This window comes from Streptomyces sp. NRRL B-24572 (assembly GCF_002156145.1).
Taxonomy (GTDB): domain Bacteria; phylum Actinomycetota; class Actinomycetes; order Streptomycetales; family Streptomycetaceae; genus Streptomyces; species Streptomyces vietnamensis.
In genome coordinates, this window is record NZ_MWIG01001050.1 from 1 (window position 1) to 4,254 (window position 4,254).

Here is a 4,254-nt window from a genome sequence, read left to right on the forward strand (position 1 = left end):
GGGGCGTGGAGCGCGGTGCCGGTCCGGGAGGCGTTCCGGCGGGGGGTGCCCGGGGTGCGGTTCGGGGTGTTGCCCTGGGCGGTCCTGTTCGCGCTGCCCGACGAGGTGCTCCCGGCCACGGACGACCTGTCCATGGGCGAACTCCCCGACATCCAGGAGGAGCTCGACGCGTGGGTACGGGAGGCCACCGGTGGACGGATCCGGCGGATGCCGCTCGAACTCGACGGCTCCGAGAGCCTCGTCCTGCTCAACGCGCTTGCGCTGAAGGCTTCTTGGCTGAGTTCCTTCTCCCCTCGCCTCACCCGTGACGAGCCCTTCACCGACGGGTACGGCGACACCCGGCCCGTACCGACCATGCGGCAGCGGATCCCGGCCGGGTGGGTCTGGTACGTGGACGGGGCCACCGTCGTCGAGTTGCCCTGCAAGGGCGAGGGGGGCGTGCGCGTGCGGTTCGTGCTCGGGCCCGAGGGCGCCGGGCCCGCCGAAGTGCTGCCCGCGGCCTGGGCCGGGGCGCGGCGGCCGCTCGTGGCCGATTCGGCCGATCTCGCACTGCCGCGGTTCTCGCTCCGTACGACGACCGACGCGCTCGGACACCTGGCGGTGCTCGGTGTCGTCCGGGCCCTGTGCCCCGGCGCCGACTTCTCGGGGATCTCCGCGGCGGACCAGCACATCGGCAGGGTCGCGCAGTCGGCGGTCGTCGAGGTCTCGGAGGAGGGCGTTGAGGCGGCCGCCGTGACCCAGGTGACGATGACCCGCGGCGCGGTCCCGCCCCGCCACGAGGTGGTGGAGCGGATCGCGTTCGACCGGCCGTTCGGGGTCGTGGTGCTCGACTGGGCGGGGGAGCTGCCGCTCTTCGCCGGCTGGCGGACCAGCGCCCCCGAGTAGGAGGAGCCCCCCCCCGGCCTATCCGACCACGCGGGCCAGGAGCAGGCCGTCGTAGCCCTTCGTGCCGACCGTCTGGATCGCCGTCGCGTCCAGGCGGGGTTCGCGCGCGATCAGGTCGAACATCTCGCGCGTGCCGGTGATCGCCGGGTCGTCGGCGTGCTCGGTGGCGACCCTGCCGTTCCGCACCACGTTGTCGACGATGATCACCGTGCCCGGGCGGGAGAGCTTCAGCGCCCACGCCACGTAATGCGCGTTGTTGACCTTGTCCGCGTCGATGAAGACGAGGTCGAAGGGGCCCGCGCCCTCCGTCTCCAGTTGCGGCAGGGTGTCCAGGGCCGCGCCCGTCCGGACCTCGACGATCTTGTCGAGGCCGGCGCGGGCGATGTTGGCGCGGGCCACGTCCGCGTGGACGGGGGAGTACTCCAGGGTGATCAGCCGGCCGTCGGCGGGCAGCGCGCGGGCCAGCCAGATCGTGCTGTAGCCGCCGAGGGTGCCGATCTCCAGGACGTTCCGCGCGCCCTGCATCCGGGCGAGCAGATGGAGCAGCTTGCCCTGGTTGGGGGCGACGGCGATCTCCGGCAGGCCGGCCGCCGTGGAGTCGGCGAGCGCTGCCGTGAGCGCCTCGTCGGCGGGGGCGATCGTGTCCGTGAAGTACTGGTCGACCGCTGTCCATTGAGGGTTCGTCATGCGGCCGAACGTACACCCGCGTCCCTGCCGGAACGCCGCCTTTTCACCCGTACGGCGAGCAGCGCCGCGAGCAGCAGGCCGCCGCCGGCCGTCAGGAGCCAGACCGGGATGCCGCCCAGGGTCAGCAGCCGGTCGGTGTACTCGACCTCGCGGTACGACGTGTCGGCGACGGCCCTCAGGTGGTGGTCGTCGTCGATCCGCTCGGGGTGCGGGAACTTCTGCTCCAGGATCGTCAGGCGGACCGGCCGGTCGCCCGAGAGCTCCGCGACGGCGCCCCCGGGCCGCTCGATGCGGCCGGCGAACGTCACCTCGGGGCGGTCGCCGCCGATGGGGGAGCGGGGCTCCATCCGGTGCTCGGCGAGGACGTACAGGCCGAGGGTCTGGGGCGTCCGGGCCAGGCGGGAGAGCCGCATGGGATAGACGAGTTCGGAGGAGGCGAAGGCGATCCGCAGCGGGGTCAGCTCGCCGTAGAGGATCGCCCCCTGCTCCTGCGGGGCCAGGCGGACGGCGACGTACTCCCACTTCCGCTCGACGTACGGCCGGAGCGCGCCGGTGAGCCGCTCGGGCAGCTCGAAGCCGTTGGTGTGCAGCCAGTCGCCGAGGGCCTCCGGGTCGGTGGCGGTGAGCCGGGCCACGTCGAAGGGACCGAGCCGTTCGCGCCCGACGACGCCGACGCCGGAACCCGCGCCGGGCGGGGCGGCGGCGGCTCCGTCGCCGTTGGTGCTGTCGAAGGGCCAGTCGCCCCCGCGCGGCCAGAAGTGGTAGCGGTCGCGCTGCTCGGGCTCGGCGAGCCGGTTGAGCTCGTCGAAGAGTGCCGGGTCGCCGAGCCGGACGTCGGCGCGGCCCGGAACCGGCATGATCCAGGCCGCCCGCTCGGCGTTCCCGTGGACGTTGAAGCGCATGACGACGGTCTCGTCGTGCCCGTCCCAGCGGACGGCCGACTCCTCCCGGTCGACGCCGATGCGCTGGGCCTTGTCCGGGATCATGGCGCCGCAGCCGCAGGCGTAGGCCGGTGCGACGAGCGAGCCGGCCTGGAGCGCCAGCAGCGCGATGATGGTGGTCAGGATGCTTCTGAGTGTCCCCCGCATGCGGGGTCAGACGTGGTCGATCGCCTTCCGGTTCCGTGCGGGCGTGCCGGGCCGGGGTGCGGAACCGGAGTTCCCTCACCCCGTACGGGCGTGCCGGGCCGGGGTGCGGAACCGGAGTTCCCTCACCCCGTACGGGCATGTCAGGCCGGGGTGCGGACCCGGAGTTCCTTCACCCCGTTCAGCCAGGCCGCCCGCAGTCGGCGTGGTTCGCCGGCGAGGGTGAGGTCGGGCAGGGCGTCGGCGATCGCGTTGAAGATCAGCTCGATCTCCTTGATCGCGAGGGACTTGCCGAGGCAGAAGTGGGGTCCGCCGCCGCCGAAGCCGAGGTGCGGGTTGGGATCGCGGGTGATGTCGAAGCGTTCGGGGTCGGTGAAGACCTCGGGGTCGTTGTTGGCGGAGGAGTAGAAGAGGCCGACGCGGTCGCCCTTGCGGATCTTCTGCCCGCCGAGTTCGGTGTCCTGGGTCGCGGTCCGCTGGAAGGAGACGACGGGGGTCGCCCAGCGCACGATCTCCTCGGCGGTGGTCGCGGGCCGCTCCCGCTTGAAGAGTTCCCACTGGTCGGGGTGGGTGAGGAAGGCGTGCATGCCGTGGCTGATGGCGTTGCGGGTGGTCTCGTTGCCGGCGACGGCGAGCAGCAGGACGAAGAAGCCGAACTCGTCGGAGGAGAGGTTGCCCTGGCCCTCGGCGGCGACGAGCTGCGACACGATGTCCTTGGCGGGGCACTCCTTGCGGGCGGCGGCCATGTTCATCGAGTAGCCGATGAGTTCCATGGCGGCCTCGGCGCCGATCTCCTCGGTGATGGCGTACTCGGGGTCGTCGTACGCGACCATCTTGTTCGACCAGTCGAAGATCCGGGAGCGGTCCTCCTGGGGGACGCCGATGAGTTCGGCGATGGCCTGGAGGGGGAGCTCGACGGCGACCCGGGTGACGAAGTCGAAGGTGCCGTCGGCGTCCGTGCCGCGCTTCGCCTCCTCGACGATGGCGTGTGCGCGCTCGCGCAGGGCGGTCTCCAGGTTCCGGATCGCGCGCGGGGTGAAGCCCCGCTGGACGATCTGGCGGACCCGGGTGTGCTCGGGCGGGTCCATGTTGAGCATGATCAGCTTCTGGACCTCGATCTGGTCCCGGGTGATGTGCTCGTTGAAGCGGATGACGGCGGTGTTCTCGTTCGAGGAGAACAGCTCGGGGTGGGTGGAGACGTACTTGACGTCCGCGTGGCGCGTGACCGCCCAGTACCCGCCGTCCGCGAAGCCGGTGACGCCGGCCGGCTGGGGGCACCACCACACGGGCGCGGTCTGCCGCAGCCGGGCGAACTCCGGGAAGGGGACGCGGTCGCGGAGCAGATCGGGGTCGGTGGCGTCGAACCCCTCGGGGAGCCCCTGGGAGAGACCGTCGGGGAGTCCCTCGGGGAGCCGTCCTTCGGGGATCCCTTCGGGGGTCCCCGAAGGACGGCTCCCCGAGGGACTCCCCGACGGTCTCTCCCAGGGGCTCCCCGAGGGGTTCGACGCCACCGACCCCGATCTGCTCCGCGACCGCGTCCCCTTCCCGGAGTTCGCCCGGCTGCGGCAGACCGCGCCCGTGTGGTGGTGCCCCCAGC

The 4,254-nt window shown here is 72.4% G+C and carries 4 protein-coding genes; 1 reads left to right on the forward strand and 3 read right to left on the reverse strand.

Going from position 1 to position 4,254, the window contains the following annotated elements:
• Positions 1-885 (forward strand): serpin family protein (locus tag CCN56_RS39980; RefSeq protein ID WP_086832474.1); only part of this gene is annotated, 885 nt, incomplete at its 5' end.
• Positions 886-903: 18 nt separating this feature from the next.
• On the opposite strand, the gene CCN56_RS39985 is transcribed toward CCN56_RS39980, so the two are convergent.
• The 3 genes from CCN56_RS39985 to CCN56_RS39995 form a co-directional block, all read right to left on the reverse strand.
• A complete protein-coding gene (locus tag CCN56_RS39985; RefSeq protein WP_086832475.1) occupies positions 904-1,572 on the reverse strand; it encodes an O-methyltransferase in 669 nt (222 codons plus the stop codon).
• A complete protein-coding gene (locus tag CCN56_RS39990; RefSeq protein WP_086832476.1) occupies positions 1,569-2,660 on the reverse strand; it encodes a DUF2330 domain-containing protein in 1,092 nt (363 codons plus the stop codon). The genes CCN56_RS39985 and CCN56_RS39990 overlap by 4 nt, the downstream gene beginning before the upstream one ends.
• 140 nt (positions 2,661-2,800) lie before the next feature.
• Positions 2,801-4,084 (reverse strand): cytochrome P450, encoded by a 1,284-nt coding sequence (locus tag CCN56_RS39995; protein ID WP_086832477.1) that lies wholly within the window; start codon positions 4,082-4,084, stop codon positions 2,801-2,803.
• Positions 4,085-4,254 lie beyond the last annotated feature (170 nt).

Bases quoted from the DNA above. Each gene is read 5' to 3' on its own strand.
- CCN56_RS39985 (WP_086832475.1), bottom strand. From the start codon at position 1,572: ATGACGAACCCTCAATGGACAGCGGTCGACCAGTACTTCACGGACACG.
- CCN56_RS39990 (WP_086832476.1), bottom strand. From the start codon at position 2,660: ATGCGGGGGACACTCAGAAGCATCCTGACCACCATCATCGCGCTGCTG.